Raw genomic sequence first — 18,642 nt, forward strand, 5'->3', positions numbered from 1 at the left:
AAAAGCTATTAAATGATATCATTCTATCATCATAAAATCAACTAGAATCGTATTTAATATTTCAAGTCCAGCATCATTTAAATAGATACATTCCCCTTCGAAACAAAAATACTCATGATACGTATCTAATACAGTGGCATAATGATTTTTAAAATCATTCTGATATTTCAAATTCCATTCTCTTATATTCAATCCAAACTTTGTACGCAATGCCATCATGATCGCATCCATACCTCGTTCAGATAGTGGTTCAGGAATATATGTAGAACAAGGACCCTTCAAACAATACTGCTTTAAACTTGTCGTATTATCATAACGAATGCCATCAATTCTTCCACTTGCGCCACAGCCAAAGCCATAGAAGTCTTTATCTTGCCAATAGGCTAAATTGTGTTTGGAATAATAGCCTGGCTTACAAAAGCTAGAAATCTCATAATGAATATACCCAGCTGCTTCAAGTGTTTTCGTAATGTATTCAAACATATCCGCTTCAAGATCTGGATCGCAAGGCTCTACACCTGTCTTTCCAAATATTGAATTTTCTTCGATCTGTAAAGAATAGATGGATAAGTGTGGTATATCTAAACTTAAAAATGTAAAAATATCTCTTTTCACATCTTCCATTGTTTGATTGGGAAGTCCAAAAATTAAATCAATGGAGAAATTATGAATACCACTTTCTTGAATCCATCGAATCACATTCTTAGCCTGATTGGATGTATGTCTTCTTCGACAGACTTTCAATAGATCATCATTAAAGCTTTGTACACCCAAACTAATACGGTTGACTCCCAAAGAAACATAAGATGCTAGTTTTTCTTCATCTAAGGATTCGGGATTGCATTCTACAGTAAATTCATCAATACTTGATGGAAAGCCATTTCTTATCGATGCAAAATCATCCAAACTCAATACACTTGGTGTGCCTCCACCAAAATAAAGAGTATGAAGATTTGAAATCTTATACTCTTGAATTTCTTGTATTAACTTTTCTTTCCAACTTGAAAAGAATTGTTCATTTTTTTGAATACGGACAAAATCACAATACGCACATATCGAATCACAGAACGGAATATGTACATAGGCTGATGGTACCATTAGTCGTCATCCATACTTAAAACGGCCATGAAGGCTTCTTGAGGAATCTCTACCGATCCAACCATCTTCATACGTTTCTTTCCTTCTTTTTGTTTCTCTAACAATTTCTTTTTACGCGAGATATCTCCGCCATAACATTTTGCCAATACGTTTTTACGCAATGCCTTAATGTTTGTACGTGCAATGATCTTTCCACCAATGGCTGCCTGCACAGGAATTTCAAATTGCTGCTTAGGAATCAAGTCTTTTAATTTTACGGCCATCGCATTACCGCGGTTGTACGCAAAATCTCTAAAGACAATCGTAGATAGGGCATCGACGATCTGTCCATTTAATAAAATATCCATCTTTACTAGACTGCTTGTACGGTATCCACTAAATTCATAGTCAAAACTAGCATATCCTTTTGTACAAGATTTCATCTTATCAAAGAAATCATAAATAATTTCACTTAATGGCATTTGGTAAACCATCATCATACGAACATCATCTAAAACTTGAAGGTCTACATATTCACCACGTTTTTTCTGACAAAGATCCATCATCGGACCCACAAATTCTTTTGGCACCATGATGTCACACTTCACATATGGTTCCTCAATATGATCCACTTTTTGAGGTTCTGGTAAAGCCGATGGGTTATCAACTTCTTCCATAGTACCATCTGTTTTATAGACATGATAAATTACGGAAGGACTTGTTGCGATCAAACTAAGATTGTATTCACGCTCTAAACGTTCTTCAACTACGTCCATATGTAATAAGCCTAAGAATCCGCATCGGAATCCAAACCCTAAAGCTTGTGATGTTTCCGGTTCATAGTGTAGAGCCGCATCGTTTAATTTTAATTTGGACAATGCTTCTTTTAAGTCGTCATAACGCGCATTGTCTACAGGATACAAACCACAATATACCATTGGATGCATTTCACGATATCCAGATAGTGGCTCACTTGCAGGATTGGATGCAACTGTAATCGTATCACCGACACGAACATCTTCAATGTTTTTAATGGCTGCACTGACCCATCCTACATCTCCACAGTTCAACTGGTCTTCCACAACTTCTTTTGGTGTACGAACACCCACTTCTGTGACTTCATATTCAGCGCCGGTTGCCATAAAGCGAATCTTATCTTTTGGTTTGATTGTTCCATTCTTTACCGATACAAACGCAATGATTCCACGATAGGAATCATAGAAAGAGTCAAAGACTAAAGCTTGTGTTGGTGCTTCTTTATCCCCTTTTGGACTTGGTAATTTATGCACGATTTCTTCTAGCACTTTATCCACATTCAATCCCGATTTAGCACTGATTTCAACCGCTTCACTACAATCTAATCCAATCAAGTCTTCAATTTCTTTTTTTACAACTTCCGGTTGGGCACTAGGAAGATCCACCTTATTTAATACAGGCAAGATTTCCAAGTCGTTTTCTAATGCCAAATATACATTAGCTAAAGTCTGTGCTTGTACGCCTTGAGCTGCATCGACAACTAAGATAGCCCCATCACAAGCCGCTAAAGAGCGAGACACTTCATATGTAAAGTCGACATGGCCTGGTGTATCAATAAGATGGAACAAATAGTCTTGTCCATTTTTGGCATGATATACAAGCTGTACGGCATTTAATTTAATGGTGATACCACGCTCTCTTTCTAGATCCATTGAATCTAGAATCTGATCTTTCATTTCACGCTTTTCTACCGTATCTGTAAGTTCTAAGATACGATCGGCTAACGTACTTTTTCCGTGGTCAATATGTGCAATGATGCAAAAATTTCGAACATTCTTTTGATCCATAGATTTCCCCCTACTCTACAATATTTCCGACTAAGTTACGACCCTGTCCATTAAAGAAGCTTGCACAATCCATGACTGGCTTTCCTTCCATTTGACAAGTTTCAATCACAAGTGTACCTGTATGAAGTCCAATACCTAGCTTATTTTTACCAATCTTGACTAAAGAGGCAAACGAATTCTCTTCATTTAAATAACTTGCCTTTAAGATTTTAAATTTCTTTCCTTTTAATAATACATAAGCACCTGGTGCATCTGAAAAAGCACGAATTTGATTCAAGATATGTTCATCATCCTGATTTAAATCAATATGCTCTTCTTCTTTGGATAAGACAGGAGAGAATACAACTTGACTCTCATCTTGTTCGACATAGACCGCCTTACCTGAACAAATCTCTTCAAAATGAGAAAGCAATAATTCTCCAGCACAAATGGCCATTTTATCAAATAAAGATGTAGAATTGTCTTCAGGCAATATTTCAATTTCCTTTTGAGCTAAAACAGGTCCCGCATCCATTTTAGGTGCCATTTTCATCAATGACATTCCACTTACTTTATCACCATTCCAAATAGCTCTTTGGATAGGGGCTCCCCCTCTATATTTAGGAAGCAAAGAACCGTGAAGGTTCACACAACCATACTTTGGAAGATCCAAGACTTCCTTAGGAACAATTTGTCCATAAGCACATGTCACAATTAAATCAGGGGCAAAATCAAGAATCGTTTGATAGTCTGACTTAATTTTAACAGGCTGAAATACAGGAATGTCATATTCTAAAGCCACTTCTTTGACTTCTGAATAGATTAGCTGTTGTTTTCTACCCTTTTTCTTATCCGGCTGTGTTACCACCAAGCCTACATGTATATCGTTTTCTAACATTGTTTTTAATACGACACTAGCAATTTTGGGTGTTCCCATAAAAATAATGCGTCTATTTTCCATAATATCACTCCAATACTAGAGTATTATAGCGTATTTTTTTGAAGTTGTGTTGCAATAAATCAGAAATTTTGCTATAATCCATTTGCAATTTATGTCAGGAGGTGCACTTCATGCCACAGATTAAATCTCAAAAGAAACGTGTTAAAACAAATAACAAGGCTCACAAATTAGTCGTATCTAAAAAATCAGCATTGAAATCAAGTATTAAAGCTGTATTAGCAGCTGTTGATGCTAAAGATAAAGAAGCTGCTGTAGCAGCTTACAACGACTGTAGTTCAAAATTGGACAAAGCCGTAGCTAAAGGTATTCACCACAAAAACTACGCTAGCCGTCAAAAAGCACGTTTAGCAAAAGCTATTAACGAAATCGCGTAATGAAGGATTAAGAAGTCATATGACTTCTTTTTTTGTACCCTGTCTCAATCGGATGATCTTTTTTATTTTCTATCAAAAGAGTGATCTTTACCGCAAAAGATCACTCTTTATCTTTTAATCATTAGCTTTATCGACATGCAGTTAATACACTTGAGTAATTTACATCACATCAACATATCATCCATGATATTATCTATTTTTTCTCTTTCAATACTATTCTCTAAATACGATATTTTTTTCTTAAATAAATGCTTTGTGCTTCAAGAACCTTATCTCAGCAAAAACGGAAACATGATTTATAAAAGTCAATCTGCTTCTGATACGCAGGTACAAAACTATTAACGCCGCTCCAATGGCTTGGTACAAGTTTTAATTGTTTAAAAGTATCATAATCTTGGTTTGTATCAATAAATGCTTTGATAGCAATAATTCTTATATCATCATCCAGTTCGCATTTACCTTCAAATATATCTTTGATACAATCATTAAATGCATTATCTTCTACAATTAACTTTATCCATTGTTATTGCCTCTGGCTGGCAGCAGAACTATTATCCTCTCTATTCACCAACAACTCTTTGAATATATTCCCAAACGTCCATATATACAAATCTTCTTTCAACAGATTGTAAAGTATTGACACAAAATCTAAATCGCCCTTAAATAATTCATTCAATTTTTCTAACAAATATGTTCAAATATCAAATAGATTCGATAAATAAGATCCAATAATTAGTGGATTAGAACTATAATTTAAAACAAAATATAAGCATATTTTTCTATATATATCAGGCTCAATGCTTAGAAATTTATCCAACACCTTTATATTTCTATACTTAGCAACTTTTTCAACATTCGCGACATCATCTTTTAAAAAAATTATAAACTCATGCAACATGTTTTCATTCACTTTTTATTCTGGCAATGTATCAAAGAAAATATAACGCCAATACATCTTTTGAGGAAATTGAGCTTCTTTAACGGACTCAAAAAATTGTTATGAATCAGTTTTCCTATTCAACACATGTAATATTTTTGTAGGATGAACATCTAGATTAGGACCACATCTCATAAACTCGTCTAAGAATACTTTTAATTTTTCTACATCAAACTGATTAACAATAAGATTAATTCCTTCGTTACTATAAAAATCATTCCGATTTTTGGTTATATCAGTAAATAAGTGATTTTCTGTTTGTACAAAATTTTTAATTTTTGATGTGGAAAGACTTTTTCTATATTGTTTTATCGCTTCTTTTCTAGTTTCATCATATTCCATATTTGAATTTTGATAATTGAATGTAAGTAATTGATGCAGTTCCCATAAATCTCCATGCAACATTGAGTCCCATTTTTCATCGATTGAAAGACTAAGTTTATTTATGTTATTAGACAAACAATTAATCAATTCAAAAAAAATCAATATCATCACAACATATCTCTGAGAGCAACTTTTCAACATATTCACAATATCCCTTTACTAATTCAATATCGACATCTCCATAAAGGTGGTTTGCGTAATCATATAAAAAATTCATAACTCTCTTTTTTAAAAATTTATTATTCGCTAAGATCAACATTATATCCCAACAAACGCTTCGATATTCTTTCAATCCTTCAGAATATGTGACATTGAAATTGCAAAATTTTATTGTATTGTTTCTGCCCATTTCAATTGGTTGAAAGTTAAAGCCCAACGAATATGAAGTCATTTCAAACCAACTATCATTGCGATTTGATTACCATTCTCAATAGCACTTGCTAAATATTTAGATATTACTACTTCTGTATAATAATCAAAATTAGCAGATTCTACATCAATTCCATAATTGTTTTCAAGCCATGAACAACCACATTTAAGAAACACTTCACTTTTTATGCAATATTCTAAAAGTAGATCCATTACATAATTTAAATAGTTACTGTTATGATATCCAGTCAAAAAATTTAAACCATCTCTATCCAATGATCCTTCGTAAATTTTGAAATCAACACTGGGAGGATTGAAATTTCCCTCCTTTAAATTTTGAAGTTTACTTTTTAAGAACATATAACTATTGGCTTAACAGATACATCGGTGACTTGTTAATATAACTGACATTAATGATCTCTATTTAAGACTTAATGTATAGGTGTAAACGAAAGAGAGACTACACTTATGACAAGAACTTCAAAATATTTAAACCAAGATACTATCGCTGCTTTACAATCTTTTCAAATCGAAAAGATTGATCGTGAAATCACTGATTACCTAGATACAAACAATAAAATGAATACGTATCATTTTGAATACTGTCCTAAATGCGGATGTTATCATCCTCGTTTAATTAAAAGCGGTTTTGCTAACTCTGGTAAACAAATGCTTCGTTGTAAAGAATGCGGAAAACGTTTTGTTGTGGACTGCGGTCAGCTTACTTTTTATTCTCATCAAAACCAATCCAAATGGAATGAACTTATCCTGGATACATTGAATGGTGTATCCCTTAAAGAAACAGCTGCTAAAATCAACGTGAATGAACGTAATGTTTTTAATATGCTCCATAAACTATTGGTTAGTCTAGGAACTGAGGAACGTCCCATACACAGTAGGTAATGAAGTTGAGATGGATGAAAAATATACTCCTTACAATCATAAAGGAACTAAAATTGATGGAGTAGAACCTAAACATCGTGGAACACCTGCTACAAAAAGAGGCTTGTCTAATCAGCAGATATGCATCATCACTGCAATACAGAGATTCACTCATACAATTGCCAGAACATTAAATTATGGCAAGCCATCATCTCTAGATCTATTAAGATTTGGTGAATGTCTTGAATCAAAATTTTTTGTAATGCTAGATGGTTCTAACAGTTACAACGAACTTTTAGAAAGTAAGAACTGTACTAAGAAAGTGTTAATCAGTCATGAGTCATATGATAAATTCAATCATTTAAATACAGTGAACAGTTTCCACAAATTGATTGAAGAAAGGCTGCAAAAATATAAAGGGGTAGCATCAAAATATATAAATCGATACAATGCTCTTTTTATCATGCAAAGAGAAACGCAAGGAATGGATAACACAGAAAAGCTACAGTATGTACTACTTAGATTGAAAAACATCCATAAGATCACTCGCTTAAAGGATTTGAAAAACGAATGGTTGTTCGCATAAATGATAAAAAGAAGAATTATGGCAAAGTCACCAAATTGCTAGTTAAACCTAACTATTATATATCTTTTTTATTATTCATGTGTATTCTCACCCCCTAAATACCTTCTCATAAAAGCTAACATCACATCCAAAACAAAAAATGAACAAGGCTATCCCTTGTTCATCATTAAGTTTAGACAGAAGTATTCAAAACCATCATCCTTATCAATCTTACCCATTTTCATCTGTTGATCAAAATCCGCAAGTAAAGATAGATTATAAAGTAAGGCTTCACTTGAAAAGCGCATGGCCTTTTGCATATTTAATTTCACGCGATATGGATTGGCCTTTAACTCTTGGGAAATGGTTGCCTGTGCCTTTCCTTCATCCATTAATACGCGTACTTGGAATAGAAAACGGATTTGACTTGCCAAAAGCGCAACGATAGCTACTGGCTGCATATTCAACTTTCTAAAGTTACGGTAGTAGGCTAACAATAAGATCCCATTTTGACTAAAGAAGGCATCAACCATTTTAAAGATGTCATTCATAGGTTCTACAACTAATAGATTTTGTACATCTTCAAGCGTTGGATGTTTTGAATAGATGGAAATCTTTTCAATTTCATTCTGGATGCACATGGGATCTAGTCCCATTCTTCCTGTCATCCAATCTAATGTTTTAAAATCCACCTTTACACCATATTCCTTTAGTTTATCTTGTACATAGAACTTTTGTGACTTTTCATCTAAAGCTAGACAGGAATATAATGTAGCACAATTACTGATTTCTTTCACCTTTTTCTTTCTTGTATCCAATTTATCACTTGGACATACTAAGACTAGAATCATGTCTGTGTCTTTTCTTACTAGAAAGGGATCGACTTCATAGTTTGTCGTATTCTTACTTGAAAGAAACGTGCAGTTATTGACAATAATCATCTTGTCATCATCAAAGATCGAATAGGCATCTAAATCTTGTAGAACATTGGATATTTCATCTGTTTGAGCATCATAGATATTTATGTTTTCTTGAATGTGATGTCTTTTTTTAATGGCCTCTAGCTTCATAGAAACCATGCTTTTGTCTTTTCCGTATAAAATATAAATCATGTCCATATTATACCAAACATTCCATCGTTTGTGACAAGAAATGAAAGGTGAAATAAAGAATAGATGGCTATACTTCCACAATCACTCGTACATAATGTATTGATATGCAGGGTTTCTAATGTCTTGAGTGTTTCAACACTTGGATGACCATACTTGTTTTTATAACCTGCGCTAATGAGTGCAATCTTACAATCTAAAGAGTCAAGAAAATCTGAGTCTGAACTCGTATTCGATCCGTGATGCCCTACTTTTACGACATCAGCCTTTAAATCATATGTAGCCATCAATTGTTTTTCAATTTGTTTACTCGCATCCCCCATAAAAAGATAGGTGAAATGATCATAGGTAAAATAGCTGATAATACTTGAATCATTGGTATCTTTAGCTTCTCTTTCACTTAATAATAAATAAAATGGATAGTCTACATTGACCTTATCATTTGAATCTTCTATGACTTGTTTGATTTCAATTTTATCTTTTAAACTCTCATATCCTCCATTATGATCAAAGTCATCATGTGTAAGTATCAATGTATCAATCGCATGAATGTTCTTATTTTCTAGAAAGGGCATAATAATTCTTTCGACATTATCACGATATAGGTTTTGCCCACAATCAATCATCACTACGCTTTTATGGAAGGGTTCTACAATAATGCTGCAGTCGGCTTGACCTATATTTAATGTATAGACTTGAAAGAAAGGATTACAATAGATCTCTAGAAATGGAACGATAAATATACATAGATATTTCCATTGAAAGTGTTTTAAGCATTGTATATAGAAGATGATAAATAGAACTATAAATAGGATTTTAGGTGCATAATGGATGGTAAGGTCTGGTAATTTTAGGTGTATTAAATCATACACTGTAAATCCAAATAAGAAGATCAAACCATATAGTTTTCTAAAGATGTTAAAAAAAAGTAATGAAATAAGATTCACTTTCTTAAAGTAAATAAACATCAATCCAATTAAGATCATCTTTTGTACGATCCATTTGTGTTCTGTACAAAAATAAGATACGAGTTGTAATAAGAGTGGACATAAAAAAGATATGGATAGTACTTGATTTGGATAGATTATGCCGAAACAAAAGATCGTAAAAGCCATTTGATTGGGTTTGGATATGAACAATAGAGTACTCAACTGATACAAAATAAATCTTGTGAATGCAAGTGTAAACACAAAGAAATGGCCAAATAAAACACTGAGGACTAGAAGGATTCTTCGAATACGAGTCTCATCCCACTTTCGCTTTAACATATGTAGAACAATGTAGTATGCGCTCATATAGCCATATCCAAGCATCGTATATATTTCATCTATACTTTCATCGTGTATGCCATAGTATAAGGATAAGACAATGGAAGAATTGGGTTTCAACTTTAAGTAGTTGTAGAGTCTAGACTTGAATGATGTTGATTTGTGGACAATTTCTACAGAGTTCGTCTTAAACCTGATATTCTTATTTTCATTGTATCGAGTAAAACTAAATAGCGTAAAATTATCATCTGTATGAATGGGTTCTATGTGTTTGACTTTAACTTCATCTTGAAAGCTTAGATTTAAATCTGTTTGAATAAGTATTTTAGAACCTCTATTTTTACCTATATAGTATCCTTTCTTTATTTCTGTAATTTTATATGTATCCTGTTGTTGAACTTCTTTTGGATATACAAGGATACAGCTTAATAGGCTAAATAAAAAAAATAAAATCAGGATTCTTTTATTTTTAAACCGATAGTATAGATAGACAAGAAAGAAAAGTGTAAAACAGAGTATACAAAGTATTTCTTTTAAGATCAGACAGGCCAAAAAGCCAAGTGAAAGTATCAACATCATAGGCAGATCTTATCCTTGATCTTATTAAACATGGCTGGACCAATGCCTTTGACATTTTGGATTTGTTCTAAAGATTGAAATGTGTTACTTTTGCGATACTCCATGATTCTTTGGGCAATGGCCGGACCAATACCTGGAAGTGTTTGTAGTTCTTCAAGTGTGGCACTATTAATAGAAATGAGTTTTACATCTTGTTTTTCTGGAATCACCACCACATCTTTATCTTGTAGGATATAGTTAAAACTGATTCTAGACGTATCACTGTTTTCTGATAGGCCTCCGCTCATTTGAATTAAACTTGAAATGGAGCTATTTCGCTTTAAAGTATAAACACCCGGATTTTGAATAGCTCCCTTAATTTCCACTTGCATCAATGTGGGCTTGGCTTCTTGTAAGGTAATGGGTGTATACCGGTTAAAGCAGGTAAAGGTAAAGAAAATGAAGAGACAAAAAAAGAGAAGAGTTCGTTTCATAAATATCACCCTTCTCTTATACGTAATTTTTTGATGTTTTTCTATTTAATTTCAAGAATTTTTACATCATATGGTTCTTCAACACGTCTTACAGTACATACATCTCCAACTTTGTGGTCCATGATGACTTCTGCAAGTGGTGTTGTGTTTGAAAGCTTACCATTGAATGGATCCGCTTCAATTGTACCAACGATATTGAATGTTACTTCTTGGTTATCTGATAAATCTAAGATTTTAACAGTAGATCCCAGTTTTACAACATTCTTTTTCTTTTTATCTTCCGCATTATCGACTTCACTAATGATTTCAGCATTTTTGATCATTGCCTCTAATTCACGAATACGACCTTCGACTTGAGCCTGGTGTTCTCTGGCTGCATCATAGTCGGCGTTTTCAGACAAGTCACCTTGTGCACGAGCTTCCTGCAACTCAACGATAACTTCCTGACGAACTTTATGAACTAGGTTTTCATGTTCATTGACTAAATCATTATAACCTTCTTGGGTAACGTAAAATTTTTCATTTGCCATGTGGTATCACTCCTTGTATTTAGCACAAAAAATTATAACATAATCCTTAAATTATGCAAAACATTGTTACAGATTTAAGCCTAATTTTTCGCAGATTTGTTGGTGTTCTTCATATGTTTTTGAATAATATACTTTTCCATCACCATATATATCGGCCGCAAAAAATAGATAATCTGTTTTTTCTGGATTCAATACGGCTTTAATGGCTTCATCCCCCGGATTTAGAATTGGTCCAATCGGTAAGCCTTCATGTAAGTACGTATTGTATGGTGAATCAATTTCCGGATTGGTTTCACAATCTTTTGGATCGTTGAAATCATCATATAATGCATAACATACCGTTACACTCGATTGAAGTTTCATGTCTTGATCTAAACGATTGTAGAAAACACCGGCAATTGTAGCCATATCACCAGGTTCACTTGCTTCAAATTGAACGACACTTGCCAAGCTAATGATTTGATGGATGGATAAGTCACTTTTATCAAATGACTTTTTATTCTCTTTATACATCACATCAAAACGATCTAACAGAACGCGTGTAATATCATCAAGAGAGTCATCTTTTTCCAAAAAATATGTGTCAGGAAATAAATAGCCTTCTAATTTCACTTTATAGTTGGAATTATTTAAATCATCTACATTTAAGAAAGAATAATCCTTTGCGAGCGTTTGAATATAAGAAATATCATTCCATTGATTTAAAATTTCTTCTGAAGAATACTTTCCATCATATAAATTTGATATTTCAGCCGCAATCTCCTTAGCCCATTTGCCTTCCGGTATTTTTAAGACAAGAGCATCTTTCTTTAGTTTTGTACTATCTTGAATGGTAGACAAAATATCTTTTACGCTCATGCCATTATCCAATTCAAAAGTACCTGCCACAAAGTTTGTGTTGTGACTTGCCTTGGCATAAAGCTTGGCAACACTCGCATTTGCGATCAGATTCTCTTTTTTCAAGTTCTCTAAAACTGAATCAAATGATTCATTGTTTTCAATGGTAAACACTACTTCCTTATCCCCGTTGCCCGTACTTGATAGTCCTGTCTTTACGACAAAAATCGAACCAAGACCGGCGATAATTAAAAGACATACAACAACTAATAGAACAACTCTTACAGAATTGACTTTTCGCCTAGTCGGCATTTTCCTCATCCTCAACAAACGTGTTGATTACTTCTTCTACCATTTCCCATTCGGCTTCGCTTTCAATAGGAATCAACTGACCTTTGTCGTCATAGCGAGATGCGAACACTTCGCCCTCATCATTGTCTGGATCTTGGAAAACCACATATTGGCATCCCGTTTCATCACTGTCAAAAGTGAATAAGATGGTCATCTTTTTTTCATTTCCATCTTCATCATATACATATAAACTATTTGAATCTAACATAAATATACTTTTCCTTTCAAAAATAAAGGAGGATCTAGAATCCCCCGTTTTGTCTGTCCAAAAAACTCTGTAAAATTTGAACGGCAGCCATCTGATCAATTACTTTTTTACGTTTCTTACGAGAAACATCCCCCTGTAGTAAGATTTTTTCGGCCGCAACCGTTGTAAGTCGCTCATCCCATAGATGAACTGTAATACCCGAAGACTCTAATTTCTTGGCAAATTCACAAGATATTTCACCACGAATTCCGATATCTCCATTCATGTGCTTTGGCAAGCCTAAAACTACTTCTTTGACTTTATTTTCTTTTAATAGCTTTAAAACTTCTTCTAAACAAGCATCATAATCATCCGATTCAAAACGCACAGTCATTAAAGCTCGACACGTAATATGAAGCGCATCACAAATCGATACACCACATGTTTTTGAACCAAGATCTAAACCAATGATACGATCCATTATTTCTCTAAATACGCGCGTACAAGTTCTTCAATGATTTCATAACGTTCAATCTTTTGAATCAAGTTACGAGCATTCTTGTGAGAAGAAATATACGCAGGGTCGTTACTAATCAAATAACCAGCAATCTGATTTTCTGAATTATAACCACGTTCTTCCAAAGCATCACTTACTTCACGAAGAATCATCTTGATATTTTCACGACGAATCTCTTCCGTAGTAAATGTCATTGTTTCGGTAATGTCTTTCATAATTTCACACTCCTTAACACGTTTTTATTATATATGAATCCAATTCAAAAAGAAAGCGATTTAATAGAAAAATGGGGTGTTATACACCCCAGATACAATACAGACAATCACTTTTTTGCTGAATATCCTCTAAGATAAAGATCCATTTAGCACAAGATGTAAGATTTTGTTCTCGATTCTTTACTTCAATAATAGTCTCAATGGACATCTGCAGCATTCTTCTTTCAAAATCTTCGTACGATTTATTTTGTACGTCTAATCCAAACATTTCATACATCATTGAAAATTCATTATCTTTTACTACATTCAAATCCACTATGATCTTACGCATAGCTTAAGCCTCTTCAAATTGCGCATTATATAACTTCGTATAGAAGCCATTACGCTTCATCAATTCATCATGGCTTCCCACTTCCACAATGTCACCATGATCCATAACGATAATATTATCCGCATCACGAATCGTAGATAGGCGGTGCGCAATCACAAAGCTTGTACGCCCCTTCATCAACTCATCCATTCCCTTTTGAATCAAGACTTCTGTACGTGTATCCACACTGCTTGTCGCCTCATCCAAAATCAAGATTTTAGGATCTGCCAAGAAGGCACGGGCAATCGTTAATAATTGTCGTTGTCCTTGACTAATATTACTAGAAGCTTCATTTAGTACGGTATCATAACCATAATCTAATGTACGAATAAAGTGATCGACATGCGCAGCTTTAGCAGCTTTCATGACCTCTTCATCGGTTGCGTTGGGTCTGCCAAATCGTAAGTTTTCTAAAATGCTTCCCTCAAACAGCCAAGCATCCTGTAATACCATACCCACCATATTACGTAAACCGCTTCTTGTATAGTCTGTAATATTATGGCCATCAATATAAATAGTGCCTGCATTTAATTCATAAAAACGCATCAATAATTTTACAATCGTTGTTTTACCTGCACCTGTAGGACCTACAATAGCGATTGTTTGGCCTGGCTTGACATACATAGAAAAATCGTTGATGATAATCTTACTTGGATCATATCCAAAACATACATTCTCAAAAATTACTTGGCCTTGCACTTCTTCGAATACAACTGGATTTTGTACTTCAGCAACTTCTTCTTCACTCGCCAAGAATTCAAAGACACGTTCTGCAGCTGCTGCCGTACTCTGTAACATATTCATAGATTGTGAGATTTGTGAGATTGGTTGCGTAAAGTTACGTGTATACGTAATAAACGATTGAATATCTCCCACGGCAATTTCACCATGAACCGTTAAATAACCGCCTAGAATACATACGCCGACATAGCCAATATTTCCAATTAAATTTGTTAATGGCATCATTAAACCAGACAAGAATTGGGATTTCCATGCGCTTGTATACAATTGATTATTATAGTCTTTAAACGATTTTAAAGACTCTTCTTCCCCATTAAAAGCTTTCACAATTGTATGTGCTGCATACATCTCTTCAATATGTCCATTGACTAAGCCTAATGATTTTTGTTGTGCCTTAAAGTAACGTTGACTCTTTTTCACAACTACCATCACTAGAATCATACTGAGTGGAATCACAACAAGAGCCATTAATGTCATTTTCCAAGAAATACTTAACATCATCACTAGAAAGCCAATAATTTGTACAATGCTCGATACCATCGTGGATAAAGATTGGTTTAAAGATTGAACTAGAGTATCTACATCATTGGTAAAGCGAGATAGAATGTCTCCATGACTATTTTTATCAAAGTAAGATAGTGGAAGTTTATCAATCTTTTGATTCATTTCCTTACGAAGCTGATATCCCATTTTATTGGAAACGCCACTCATCAACCAGCCTTGAATATACGAGAAGGCCGTACTCATGGCATAGATAGCTAATAATAAGGCACACGTCTTTTTGATCGCATCAAAATCAATGCCACCCTTGCCTTGTACTTTATTCATAAAGCCTTCGGCTATTTCTGTAATAATATTTCCTTGAATCTTAGGTCCAATGACCATAATACATACAGAGACAACGGCACAAAGAATTCCAATTAGAAAAGTAAATTTAAAAGGTTTGATATAATTGAACAACTTCTTCATTGTACCTTTGAAATCTTTTGCCTTTTCGCCGCCACCACGCATACCATGGCCCATTGGTCCTCTTGGACGATTGCTTTGTTTCTGATTAGACATTGGCAAGTTCCTCCTTTGTCAACTGGCTCGATGCAATTTGTTGATACACATCACAAGATTCCATCAATTCAGCATGTGTTCCTTTTCCAACCATTTTCCCTTCATCCAGTACAATGATTTGATCGGCATGTAAAATACTTGAAATACGTTGGGCTACAAGGAGTACCGTACTCTTCGTTTCTTTACAAGACTTCGCCAAAGCTTCTCTAAGTTTGGCATCCGTTTTAAAGTCTAATGCACTAAAGCTATCATCAAAAATATAGATTTCAGGCTTACGCACAATGGCACGTGCAATCGATAGTCTTTGTCTTTGTCCTCCCGATACGTTTGTGCCACCCTGACTGATTTCACAGTGGATGCCTTCTGGTTTTTTTGAAACAAACTCCGTACTTTGAGAAATAGATAAAGCAGACTCGATGTCTTTCTCATTGGCATCTTTCTTTGAATATAATAAGTTAGATTCAATATCTCCCGATAGTAACAAACCTTTTTGTGGTACATAGCCAATGCGACTTCTTAAATCCGCTTGTTTGACATCTCGAATGTCTACACCATCCACACAAATAGATCCACTTGTCACATCATAGAATCTTGGTACTAAGTTGATCAATGTCGACTTACCAGATCCTGTACTTCCAATAAAGGCAGTCGTTTCTCCTGGTTTTGTTTCAAAGTTAATATTGCTTAAAACATCTTCATCAGCTCCTGGATATCGAAAAGATACGTTTTTAAAGGATACAACACCTCGCATATTAGATGAGAAATCTCTCGTATTCTCTTTATCTTTTACTGTAATATCACTGCTTAATACTTCATGAATACGCAAAGCACTGACATTTGCACGAGGAAGCATAATCGCAACCATGGTAATCATTAGGAAGGCCATAATGACTTGCATCGCATACTGCATAAAGGCCATGATACTACCAACTTGAATGATGCCGGCATCGACTTGTTTGGATCCAAACCATAGAATCATAAGTGTGGTACCGTTCATTAAAAACATCATGATCGGCATCATAAATGCCATAACTCGTGTTGTAAATAAAGAAATAGAAGTAATATCTTTATTGGCTTGATCAAATTTAGCTTCTTCAATCTTTTCATTATTAAAGGCACGAATCACTAACATTCCATCTAACAATTCTCGTACAACGCTATTCATCTTATCGATCATTTTCTGCATGATCTTAAATTTTGGCATGACAATCATAAAAATCACAAATACAACACTTAAAATGATCACTACACATAAAGCTAGAATCCAAGTCATATTCGCTCCAGATTCAATGACGTGTAGAATGGCTCCAACACCAATAATAGGTGCATACATGACAATTCTTAAAAACATTGCCACCGTCATTTGTAGTTGTTGAATATCATTTGTGGTACGTGTAATCAAACTGGATGTACTAAAAGTATTTAGATTCTCATTGGAAAAATACGTCACTTTTTCAAATACGGCTTCACGCAAATCTTTAGAAAAGCCTGCCGCAATGCGACTCGCCAAGAATCCGACTAATATCGCACATACAGCACTGCCTAGGGCATAACCTAACATCTTAAGTCCTGAAAAGATAATATAGTCTTGTTGGATCTTTTCCATATCCATACCTAGATCACTATATTCCTTCTTTAAAAATTGTGAGCTCATGCTTGTTACTGTCGAATCTCCGAGTTTAGAAATCTCGGATTTTGCCACTTTTCTATATGTATCTATACCATTCATTATCAGTAGTTGAGGAATTTGTACATTGCTTTCTTTAGCATCCTTACTCACTTCTACCATTGTCATTTGAAGTAGGGTCAAAGTGGAAGAAAGCTTCTCTTCCTTTTCTTCACTAAGATCTTTTAATAGATATACATTCTCTGTTTTCAAACCTGGAATTCTCGTTTTCTCTTCCTTAGTTGCCTTACTTGGAGTAACTAGCTTATAAGAAGATGTCATTAAATCTTTTTCTGAATCGGTTGCGAACATTACATACGAATTGAATGTACTTTCACTAACCTGTTCATAGACACCACTTTCAATACCCCCATTTTGAATACCTGTATTGACAATATTTTGCATATAATCCGGCATTGTTAGTTCACAGGTTGCCTGTCCAAACAATAAACCAAGTGTAAGGCCAATGGATAGCCAATATGGTTTTAAATATTTCATAATCTTTGTCATTCTTTATTTTCCTCCATATAATAAGCTGTCTTTTTTAAAATATCTCTTAAATGCGCACAGTCAGATGTCCCCAGATAATCTAAATATGAATAAACATTAGCCATATGGGAGTTCATACGCTTTTGAAACATGTCGATTGCCTCTGGAACAATTTGAATATAGACCGTTCTACGATCTGTATTCGAATGCACCCTTTGAAGCAGACCCTTCTTTTCAAATCCAGCAATCATCTGTGATACTGCAGCTGGAGAAACACCGAGAACATTTGCCACTTCACTCATTGTGATCTGATGATTCTCTGCTTTATAAATCGTTTTAAACAACATCACATCTTTGATTCTTGGCCCATCTTTGCAATGACGGTTATTTCGAACATAGTTCGTGACTTTATATGTTAGATCAAACAATAAATCTAGTACTTCATCTTGAACTTCCATACGAACCTCCAATTTATTTAAGTTACTTAACTATATATCTACTTAACTATTTAGTCAATAAAAAAGTTAGAAATCCTTCACCGACCAAAGTTGCGATTTCTACCCGTCCTCTTAGACAATATTATGACACTGAAAATCACCAACGACTTCAACCTGATTTTGAATAAAGATGATTATCAAGCTTTTGTTAATGCGAACGATTTGCTGTCTTTACATTGTCCTGTTTGTGGTGTCGTTGGCCTTTTTATATTATATGGACACTACACAAGATTTGTGATCATTGCTGATCTTTCCAGTGGTGAGTGTAAGATTCAAATTCCTGTTCAGCGTATCCAGTGTACTCAATGTAAATCCACTCATGCCTTGCTTCCAACTAATTTTGTTCCTTATACTCAGTTCACTTATCTTTTCATTTACTATATTGTCACGCTTGATGAGA

Annotated in this window: 21 protein-coding genes; 4 read left to right on the forward strand and 17 right to left on the reverse strand. The window is 34.4% G+C overall.

The features are described from left to right. Positions 1 to 18: 18 nt before the first annotated feature. The 3 genes from hemW to fmt are packed head-to-tail and all read right to left on the reverse strand — an operon-like array spanning position 19 to position 3,840. Positions 19 to 1,098, reverse strand: coding sequence for a radical SAM family heme chaperone HemW (hemW, locus tag H8911_RS01310; RefSeq protein ID WP_186998444.1), 1,080 nt, complete (start codon positions 1,096 to 1,098; stop codon positions 19 to 21). After that, the gene (gene lepA, locus H8911_RS01315; protein WP_186998445.1) at positions 1,098 to 2,900 is read right to left on the reverse strand and encodes a translation elongation factor 4; all 1,803 of its coding nucleotides are present in this window, start codon (positions 2,898 to 2,900) and stop codon (positions 1,098 to 1,100) included. Before lepA ends, hemW begins: the two co-directional genes overlap by 1 nt. 10 nt (positions 2,901 to 2,910) lie before the next feature. Further along, on the reverse strand, positions 2,911 to 3,840 hold the full coding sequence (gene fmt / locus H8911_RS01320; RefSeq protein ID WP_186998446.1) for a methionyl-tRNA formyltransferase: 930 nt from the start codon (positions 3,838 to 3,840) through the stop codon (positions 2,911 to 2,913). A 110-nt stretch (positions 3,841 to 3,950) separates the two neighbouring features. Here fmt and rpsT point away from each other — a divergent pair, with 110 nt between their 5' ends. Further along, positions 3,951 to 4,214 carry a 30S ribosomal protein S20 gene (rpsT, locus tag H8911_RS01325; RefSeq protein WP_003864936.1) on the forward strand — a complete coding sequence of 88 codons (264 nt, stop codon included), beginning with the start codon at positions 3,951 to 3,953 and terminating at the stop codon, positions 4,212 to 4,214. A gap of 997 nt (positions 4,215 to 5,211) precedes the next feature. Here the strand turns inward: rpsT and H8911_RS01330 are convergent. Further along, the gene (locus tag H8911_RS01330) at positions 5,212 to 5,493 is read right to left on the reverse strand and encodes a hypothetical protein (protein WP_186998447.1); all 282 of its coding nucleotides are present in this window, start codon (positions 5,491 to 5,493) and stop codon (positions 5,212 to 5,214) included. A 429-nt stretch (positions 5,494 to 5,922) separates the two neighbouring features. Further along, on the reverse strand, positions 5,923 to 6,264 hold the full coding sequence (locus H8911_RS01335; RefSeq protein ID WP_186998448.1) for a hypothetical protein: 342 nt from the start codon (positions 6,262 to 6,264) through the stop codon (positions 5,923 to 5,925). Between the two features lie 108 nt (positions 6,265 to 6,372). On the opposite strand from H8911_RS01335, the gene H8911_RS01340 reads away from it, so the two are divergent. Then, on the forward strand, positions 6,373 to 6,807 hold the full coding sequence (locus H8911_RS01340; RefSeq protein WP_186998449.1) for an IS1/IS1595 family N-terminal zinc-binding domain-containing protein: 435 nt from the start codon (positions 6,373 to 6,375) through the stop codon (positions 6,805 to 6,807). Positions 6,808 to 6,817: 10 nt separating this feature from the next. Beyond that, complete coding sequence (locus tag H8911_RS01345; protein ID WP_186998450.1) at positions 6,818 to 7,372, forward strand: hypothetical protein; 555 nt, start codon at positions 6,818 to 6,820, stop codon at positions 7,370 to 7,372. Positions 7,373 to 7,521: 149 nt separating this feature from the next. On the opposite strand, the gene holA is transcribed toward H8911_RS01345, so the two are convergent. The 12 genes from holA to H8911_RS01405 all read right to left on the reverse strand — a co-directional run bounded on the left by holA (position 7,522) and on the right by H8911_RS01405 (position 18,203). After that, positions 7,522 to 8,463 carry a DNA polymerase III subunit delta gene (holA, locus tag H8911_RS01350; protein ID WP_158567643.1) on the reverse strand — a complete coding sequence of 314 codons (942 nt, stop codon included), beginning with the start codon at positions 8,461 to 8,463 and terminating at the stop codon, positions 7,522 to 7,524. Further along, positions 8,460 to 9,728, reverse strand: coding sequence for a ComEC/Rec2 family competence protein (locus H8911_RS01355; RefSeq protein WP_186998451.1), 1,269 nt, complete (start codon positions 9,726 to 9,728; stop codon positions 8,460 to 8,462). The genes holA and H8911_RS01355 overlap by 4 nt, the downstream gene beginning before the upstream one ends. A 575-nt stretch (positions 9,729 to 10,303) precedes the next feature. Then, positions 10,304 to 10,678 (reverse strand): ComEA family DNA-binding protein, encoded by a 375-nt coding sequence (locus H8911_RS01360; protein ID WP_117926602.1) that lies wholly within the window; start codon positions 10,676 to 10,678, stop codon positions 10,304 to 10,306. A 143-nt stretch (positions 10,679 to 10,821) separates the two neighbouring features. After that, complete coding sequence (gene greA, locus H8911_RS01365; RefSeq protein ID WP_186998452.1) at positions 10,822 to 11,310, reverse strand: transcription elongation factor GreA; 489 nt, start codon at positions 11,308 to 11,310, stop codon at positions 10,822 to 10,824. 66 nt (positions 11,311 to 11,376) lie between these two features. Next, positions 11,377 to 12,459 (reverse strand): endolytic transglycosylase MltG, encoded by a 1,083-nt coding sequence (gene mltG / locus H8911_RS01370; RefSeq protein ID WP_186998453.1) that lies wholly within the window; start codon positions 12,457 to 12,459, stop codon positions 11,377 to 11,379. After that, positions 12,449 to 12,706, reverse strand: a complete 258-nt coding sequence (locus H8911_RS01375; RefSeq protein ID WP_117573017.1) for a DUF1292 domain-containing protein — start codon at positions 12,704 to 12,706, stop codon at positions 12,449 to 12,451. Before H8911_RS01375 ends, mltG begins: the two co-directional genes overlap by 11 nt. A gap of 34 nt (positions 12,707 to 12,740) precedes the next feature. Beyond that, complete coding sequence (gene ruvX / locus H8911_RS01380) at positions 12,741 to 13,166, reverse strand: Holliday junction resolvase RuvX (protein ID WP_186998454.1); 426 nt, start codon at positions 13,164 to 13,166, stop codon at positions 12,741 to 12,743. Next, positions 13,166 to 13,417, reverse strand: a complete 252-nt coding sequence (locus tag H8911_RS01385) for an IreB family regulatory phosphoprotein (protein ID WP_117573013.1) — start codon at positions 13,415 to 13,417, stop codon at positions 13,166 to 13,168. The genes ruvX and H8911_RS01385 overlap by 1 nt, the downstream gene beginning before the upstream one ends. Before the next feature lie 79 nt (positions 13,418 to 13,496). Further along, entirely contained in the window at positions 13,497 to 13,748 is a 252-nt protein-coding gene (locus tag H8911_RS01390) for a hypothetical protein (RefSeq protein ID WP_117926598.1), read from the reverse strand. Positions 13,749 to 13,751: 3 nt separating this feature from the next. Continuing rightward, positions 13,752 to 15,590 carry an ABC transporter ATP-binding protein gene (locus H8911_RS01395; protein WP_186998455.1) on the reverse strand — a complete coding sequence of 613 codons (1,839 nt, stop codon included), beginning with the start codon at positions 15,588 to 15,590 and terminating at the stop codon, positions 13,752 to 13,754. Then, a complete protein-coding gene (locus H8911_RS01400; RefSeq protein WP_186998456.1) occupies positions 15,583 to 17,766 on the reverse strand; it encodes an ABC transporter ATP-binding protein in 2,184 nt (727 codons plus the stop codon). The genes H8911_RS01395 and H8911_RS01400 overlap by 8 nt, the downstream gene beginning before the upstream one ends. Then, positions 17,763 to 18,203 carry a MarR family winged helix-turn-helix transcriptional regulator gene (locus H8911_RS01405; protein WP_117926595.1) on the reverse strand — a complete coding sequence of 147 codons (441 nt, stop codon included), beginning with the start codon at positions 18,201 to 18,203 and terminating at the stop codon, positions 17,763 to 17,765. The genes H8911_RS01400 and H8911_RS01405 overlap by 4 nt, the downstream gene beginning before the upstream one ends. A gap of 123 nt (positions 18,204 to 18,326) precedes the next feature. Here H8911_RS01405 and H8911_RS12315 point away from each other — a divergent pair. Further along, on the forward strand, positions 18,327 to 18,642 hold a 316-nt coding region (locus tag H8911_RS12315), incomplete at its 3' end, for a DUF6431 domain-containing protein (protein ID WP_255466242.1).

Origin of the sequence: Holdemanella hominis, from assembly GCF_014306155.1 — a bacterium.
Taxonomy (GTDB): Bacteria; Bacillota_I; Bacilli_A; order Erysipelotrichales; family Erysipelotrichaceae; genus Holdemanella; species Holdemanella hominis.

Coding starts and splice junctions, on each gene's coding strand:
- ruvX (WP_186998454.1), bottom strand. CDS start 13,166: ATGGATCGTATCATTGGTTTAGATCTTGGTTCAAAAACATGTGGTGTA.
- H8911_RS01330 (WP_186998447.1), bottom strand. CDS start 5,493: ATGGAATATGATGAAACTAGAAAAGAAGCGATAAAACAATATAGAAAA.
- H8911_RS01385 (WP_117573013.1), bottom strand. CDS start 13,417: ATGAAAGACATTACCGAAACAATGACATTTACTACGGAAGAGATTCGT.
- H8911_RS01400 (WP_186998456.1), bottom strand. CDS start 17,766: ATGACAAAGATTATGAAATATTTAAAACCATATTGGCTATCCATTGGC.
- hemW (WP_186998444.1), bottom strand. CDS start 1,098: ATGGTACCATCAGCCTATGTACATATTCCGTTCTGTGATTCGATATGT.
- H8911_RS01360 (WP_117926602.1), bottom strand. CDS start 10,678: ATGCAAGTGGAAATTAAGGGAGCTATTCAAAATCCGGGTGTTTATACT.
- holA (WP_158567643.1), bottom strand. CDS start 8,463: ATGATTTATATTTTATACGGAAAAGACAAAAGCATGGTTTCTATGAAG.
- greA (WP_186998452.1), bottom strand. CDS start 11,310: ATGGCAAATGAAAAATTTTACGTTACCCAAGAAGGTTATAATGATTTA.
- H8911_RS01335 (WP_186998448.1), bottom strand. CDS start 6,264: ATGTTCTTAAAAAGTAAACTTCAAAATTTAAAGGAGGGAAATTTCAAT.
- mltG (WP_186998453.1), bottom strand. CDS start 12,459: ATGCCGACTAGGCGAAAAGTCAATTCTGTAAGAGTTGTTCTATTAGTT.
- fmt (WP_186998446.1), bottom strand. CDS start 3,840: ATGGAAAATAGACGCATTATTTTTATGGGAACACCCAAAATTGCTAGT.
- H8911_RS01355 (WP_186998451.1), bottom strand. CDS start 9,728: ATGTTAAAGCGAAAGTGGGATGAGACTCGTATTCGAAGAATCCTTCTA.
- H8911_RS01340 (WP_186998449.1), top strand. CDS start 6,373: ATGACAAGAACTTCAAAATATTTAAACCAAGATACTATCGCTGCTTTA.
- H8911_RS01345 (WP_186998450.1), top strand. CDS start 6,818: ATGGATGAAAAATATACTCCTTACAATCATAAAGGAACTAAAATTGAT.
- H8911_RS01375 (WP_117573017.1), bottom strand. CDS start 12,706: ATGTTAGATTCAAATAGTTTATATGTATATGATGAAGATGGAAATGAA.
- H8911_RS01395 (WP_186998455.1), bottom strand. CDS start 15,590: ATGTCTAATCAGAAACAAAGCAATCGTCCAAGAGGACCAATGGGCCAT.
- H8911_RS01390 (WP_117926598.1), bottom strand. CDS start 13,748: ATGCGTAAGATCATAGTGGATTTGAATGTAGTAAAAGATAATGAATTT.
- lepA (WP_186998445.1), bottom strand. CDS start 2,900: ATGGATCAAAAGAATGTTCGAAATTTTTGCATCATTGCACATATTGAC.
- rpsT (WP_003864936.1), top strand. CDS start 3,951: ATGCCACAGATTAAATCTCAAAAGAAACGTGTTAAAACAAATAACAAG.
- H8911_RS01405 (WP_117926595.1), bottom strand. CDS start 18,203: ATGGAAGTTCAAGATGAAGTACTAGATTTATTGTTTGATCTAACATAT.